Annotated in this window: 8 protein-coding genes; 1 reads left to right on the forward strand and 7 read right to left on the reverse strand. The window is 26.0% G+C overall.

Annotated features, from left to right (window positions below; all coding sequences use genetic code 11):
* Nucleotides 1-3: 3 nt before the first annotated feature.
* The 7 genes from PHC28_RS16410 to PHC28_RS16440 all read right to left on the reverse strand — a co-directional run bounded on the left by PHC28_RS16410 (nucleotide 4) and on the right by PHC28_RS16440 (nucleotide 3,101).
* Nucleotides 4-255, reverse strand: coding sequence for a hypothetical protein (locus tag PHC28_RS16410; protein WP_300103193.1), 252 nt, complete (start codon nucleotides 253-255; stop codon nucleotides 4-6).
* Between the two features lie 10 nt (nucleotides 256-265).
* Nucleotides 266-880 (reverse strand): hypothetical protein, encoded by a 615-nt coding sequence (locus tag PHC28_RS16415; RefSeq protein WP_300103194.1) that lies wholly within the window; start codon nucleotides 878-880, stop codon nucleotides 266-268.
* 26 nt (nucleotides 881-906) lie between these two features.
* Complete coding sequence (locus tag PHC28_RS16420; RefSeq protein ID WP_300103195.1) at nucleotides 907-1,164, reverse strand: hypothetical protein; 258 nt, start codon at nucleotides 1,162-1,164, stop codon at nucleotides 907-909.
* A gap of 23 nt (nucleotides 1,165-1,187) precedes the next feature.
* Entirely contained in the window at nucleotides 1,188-1,451 is a 264-nt protein-coding gene (locus PHC28_RS16425; protein ID WP_300103196.1) for a hypothetical protein, read from the reverse strand.
* Between the two features lie 11 nt (nucleotides 1,452-1,462).
* Nucleotides 1,463-2,176: a hypothetical protein gene (locus tag PHC28_RS16430; RefSeq protein ID WP_300103197.1), complete on the reverse strand. Its 714-nt coding sequence runs from the start codon at nucleotides 2,174-2,176 to the stop codon at nucleotides 1,463-1,465.
* 131 nt (nucleotides 2,177-2,307) lie between these two features.
* Nucleotides 2,308-2,616 carry a Gp49 family protein gene (locus tag PHC28_RS16435; protein ID WP_300103198.1) on the reverse strand — a complete coding sequence of 103 codons (309 nt, stop codon included), beginning with the start codon at nucleotides 2,614-2,616 and terminating at the stop codon, nucleotides 2,308-2,310.
* A gap of 65 nt (nucleotides 2,617-2,681) precedes the next feature.
* Nucleotides 2,682-3,101, reverse strand: a complete 420-nt coding sequence (locus PHC28_RS16440; RefSeq protein WP_300103199.1) for a hypothetical protein — start codon at nucleotides 3,099-3,101, stop codon at nucleotides 2,682-2,684.
* A 106-nt stretch (nucleotides 3,102-3,207) separates the two neighbouring features.
* Between PHC28_RS16440 and PHC28_RS16445 the strand changes: the two genes are divergently transcribed.
* A partial coding sequence (locus PHC28_RS16445; protein ID WP_300103200.1) for a DEAD/DEAH box helicase family protein occupies nucleotides 3,208-4,088 on the forward strand: 881 nt, incomplete at its 3' end.

A 4,088-nucleotide genomic window follows, 5' to 3' on the forward strand; every position in this document is an offset into this window, starting at 1 on the left:
CCATTAAAAAAATACCCCACTTGATCTTTGTAATAGTAATTCTTCATTTTGCGGTGACCAATTGGTATCCCATCCTAATTTCATATTCGCTTCTTTACCTAACGAATGTTTGAAAATTCCCATAATTATTTCATAATTATTTGCACTATCATAATCATTTTTAGCCATTTCTTTCGCTTTATCCCACAATTTTTCTATTTCATCGACAGGTTTATCTAAAACATCGCTTACTTTTTTAATTATACTATTTGGCATAATTTATCTCTCATCCCTCGTATATAAAATCTTTTAATTCTGTATATTTAATATTAAAAGCATTCATCAATAATTCTATTTCCCATAAACATTCATTTTTCCCTCCTCCACAAATATATGCTCCACTCAATTTTTTTAACATACTAATACTTATATTAGGTAAATAGATATTTGAAATATGTGTTGCACCATCTGTAATTTTATCAATATATTCTGGATCTAAATCATCACTATTAGTTACTTTCTTCAATACCATTTCTCTGATAACAGAAATAATCGTTGATGAATCGATCCCCATATCCATCCAATCTCTAAAAAAACCATATCCTTTTTCAATAAAAATTATATGATCGGTATCTATATCAAAATCATTTAACCAATTTATCAATTTTTCTTTTGTATCATTCGTATAATCTTCCCCATTCCAAAACCAAATGATATTTTTTTGATTATTGATGATATCAATAAATTTTTTAGTTATTAATTTTTTACAAAATCGTTGATATTCTGGTTGGATATCGACGACTATCAATGGTTTATTGATATTTATATCTTCATTTAAAAATTCAATAAATGTTTTCATTTTATCTCCTACAAATAAAAATGGCCATAAAAATATGGCCATTTAAAATAAATTTATTTTTATTTATATTATTCTTCGTCTAAATCTTCATCTTCAAAATATTCATCGGATTCAATATCATTTAATAATTCGCCACAAACTTCATGATAATAATATTCAAATAATGAAATCAATTGTTCTTTCTCATAGATATAACCAACTAATAATTCTAAATCTTCATCTTCAAGAGAATGTACTCCTGTTTCACAAAATGTTAAAACACTATCATACAGCATAGCTTTATCATTACTTAAAATTTCTTTTGCTCTTTCTAAACGTGCTAACATATTATTTCCTTAAATTTTATTGATTAAAGACCGATTTTAGAGGTAGTTGCAGTAGTGAAATATGCGTTGATAGCAGCAACTGCTGTTCCTAATTGTAATAATAACGCAGGAGTTAATAATGCTGCAAATTGTGGGAAAAGAAATGCTAATAATGGAGCTGTACCAGATAATAGATTAATTAAATTCTGGATTTGTTTCCAGGTTTCTAGGTTAGTTAATGTTTTATTTTTCAATAAAGCTAATAAAGGGTTTGAAGTAGTTGTAACGAGTGTATCTAGTGCTGCCATGGTATTTCCTCTTATTTTTTAATATATGGATTATCGTCGATTTCTGACATTGGATTTTCTTTAAGTAATTCTTTCACTAAACTCAAAACTTTATCACTTAAATTGTTTTGTACCCAATTATTTTCTTGAGTATCGGTTGATGGTAAGTTAATTGAATTGTTTATACTATTTATTAATTGCATTATCTTTTCATTTGCAGCATTACCTAATTCATTTTTAATAACACTAGATATATCAGCTACACCTTTATTTATTTCATTTGCTATATCATTATAAGAATCTGCTCTTGCTAACCAACCCATTTTTCTTGAAAATTCTCGTTCCGCTTTAGCAATTTCGTTCTTCTTACTCCATTCTGGCATTTTAGAAGATTCAATATTATCTAATAATTTTTGTCTTTCTTCAGAAACCTTTAATACACTTTCTGATATAGTTGGATAATCTTTCCTCAATTCTGAAATTTTATCGTGTAATACTAATTGTGTTATATCAGAAGTTTTATTTGCAATAATATCATCTATTTCAACTTTTTCTGGATGAGCTAACCATAAATCTTTTTTTATTTTTGAAATTTTATCATGCAATGATTTATTTCCACCCGCTAATATGTTACCATCATGATCAACATAAATCATTCCTCCGGAACGCATTCGTTTCCAGACCCCTCCGGTCAGTCGTTTCCTTTCTTCTTCGTCTAACCTGTTAAATTCTTCGAATTTATACATAAAAATCCTTTTTAATTTATTTTCTTCTATCTGTATTGTAGTACATTCTTAAAAATTTTGAATTTTAATTATTTATATTTTATAAAAATTCGAGCTACAAATCTTCATCATTAACTAATAGAAAATACCCATTAATCGCTAGCATTTTCATACAATTTCTCTTTTAACAAATAACCTTCTAACATCCATATTTTATCTCTAGCATTTTCAAATGAAATCTTTTTACCTAATTCAATATCAAAATTATCATCCGATACACAAGAACTTTCTCCTATCACACCAAATTTATTTTTAACCAATAAACAACATACTACAATATTTGTACCAGGAAAATGATAATAATCTTCTGATATAATCAAACTATCGATATATTCTGGTGTTAATCGCGGAGCTTCAAGTTTATTACCAGTAATATAATTTTCAATTTCTTGTTCAGTCATTCTTTTACCTTTATATTTTAGTATTTTTGTAGATTTTATTATCAATTGAAATATTGATTATTTCTTTACATATTTTTATTAGTTGTTGATCGTAGATTTTCTTCTCTTATAAGGTTGTAAAATTTACCAATTTCAATTTCTTGAACTTGATTTGTTTTTTTATTCCTTATATTTATAATCGTTGAATATGTCACGCACTTACCCATCTGTCTAGCAAGTAGACAGATGATATATTTATTTTCTTTAAAAGCAGTTATCATTTCTTTTTGATAATCATATAATTTGAAGGGAACCATCCCTTCATCGAGATTTATGATTTTCACATAATTTTCAATAAAATAAATAATGTCTTTTTTGCATTTAATTATTTCTGTTAATTGTTCTTCAGTATAAGAATGAGAAATTCCGGCTTTTGCTATGTTGTAATTACCATTGTAACAATCTTTCATGTCTTTTTCAACATCTACTATTTTATGTTCAAGCATAAATTGATCCAAAAAAAAAAATAGTTTTTTCTTTTTATATATTATATAATATAAAAAAGAATAACTTTTACTATAGATTATTTATGTATAATTTTTGAGAGGAATTGTGAGCCAAAAAAAAATATTTACAGTTGACGGACCTTGTGGTTCAGGAAAAACAAAAGGTCTAGTTGAATATCTTTGTACAACCAGACTATTAAATTTCAAGAATATAATCATTCAACCAACAAAATCATTATGTAGACAAACATATAATTCATTTATTGAACAAGGGTATAGAGACAATATATTCATATTAAATTCTGATAATTCAGTTACTGTTACAATCAATGTAATTGAAAAGATAAAAGATATCAATAAAATAGGTAAAGGCACATTGATTATCACTCAAGAGGCATATAATCAATTAAAATATTTTCCGTTGCAAGAAACGTGGAGATTGTATATTGATGAAACGCCTGCTGTTGATTCCGAAATAGAATTATTGATTCCTTATAATACACATATTTTAAAAGAATTTTTTGATGTTGAAGATTACAATGATAAATTATACAAATTAACATTTAATTCTAAAAATAAAAGTTATACATTTTTGAATCGTAGTGAAGATAAGATTGATGATATAGTAAGACCTTTGATTAAAGCTATAGATCAAGATAATATTGTTTATACTAAAAAAGATTCATGGGATAGAATTGTTAAAGATCGAATAGTAGCACAAGATGTAAGAATCAATAGAAAATTCGGAAATAAAAAAAACAAATTATATTTTTTAATTATCAACAATATTGAGCGGTATCATAAACATAAAGAGACAACATTATTAGCTGCAAACATTAAAAACAGTATATTTTATGAATATGGCTTAAAATGTGGTATTGAATTTATAAAACACGAACATATTTCAAAACATTTGAAGTTTGATAAACATTTGAATGGTGAATTAGTTACCATCTATTACATGCAAGATAAAAGGGCTTCAAATTA

The sequence above is a fragment of the Flavobacterium sp. genome, from assembly GCF_028712645.1.
Taxonomy (GTDB): Bacteria; Bacteroidota; Bacteroidia; order Flavobacteriales; family Flavobacteriaceae; genus Flavobacterium.

What these genes read in the sequence shown, in the direction of transcription:
- PHC28_RS16410 (WP_300103193.1), bottom strand. Translation starts at nt 255, where the DNA reads ATGCCAAATAGTATAATTAAAAAAGTAAGCGATGTTTTAGATAAACCT.
- PHC28_RS16415 (WP_300103194.1), bottom strand. Translation starts at nt 880, where the DNA reads ATGGCCATATTTTTATGGCCATTTTTATTTGTAGGAGATAAAATGAAA.
- PHC28_RS16420 (WP_300103195.1), bottom strand. Translation starts at nt 1,164, where the DNA reads ATGTTAGCACGTTTAGAAAGAGCAAAAGAAATTTTAAGTAATGATAAA.
- PHC28_RS16425 (WP_300103196.1), bottom strand. Translation starts at nt 1,451, where the DNA reads ATGGCAGCACTAGATACACTCGTTACAACTACTTCAAACCCTTTATTA.
- PHC28_RS16430 (WP_300103197.1), bottom strand. Translation starts at nt 2,176, where the DNA reads ATGTATAAATTCGAAGAATTTAACAGGTTAGACGAAGAAGAAAGGAAA.
- PHC28_RS16435 (WP_300103198.1), bottom strand. Translation starts at nt 2,616, where the DNA reads ATGACTGAACAAGAAATTGAAAATTATATTACTGGTAATAAACTTGAA.
- PHC28_RS16440 (WP_300103199.1), bottom strand. Translation starts at nt 3,101, where the DNA reads ATGCTTGAACATAAAATAGTAGATGTTGAAAAAGACATGAAAGATTGT.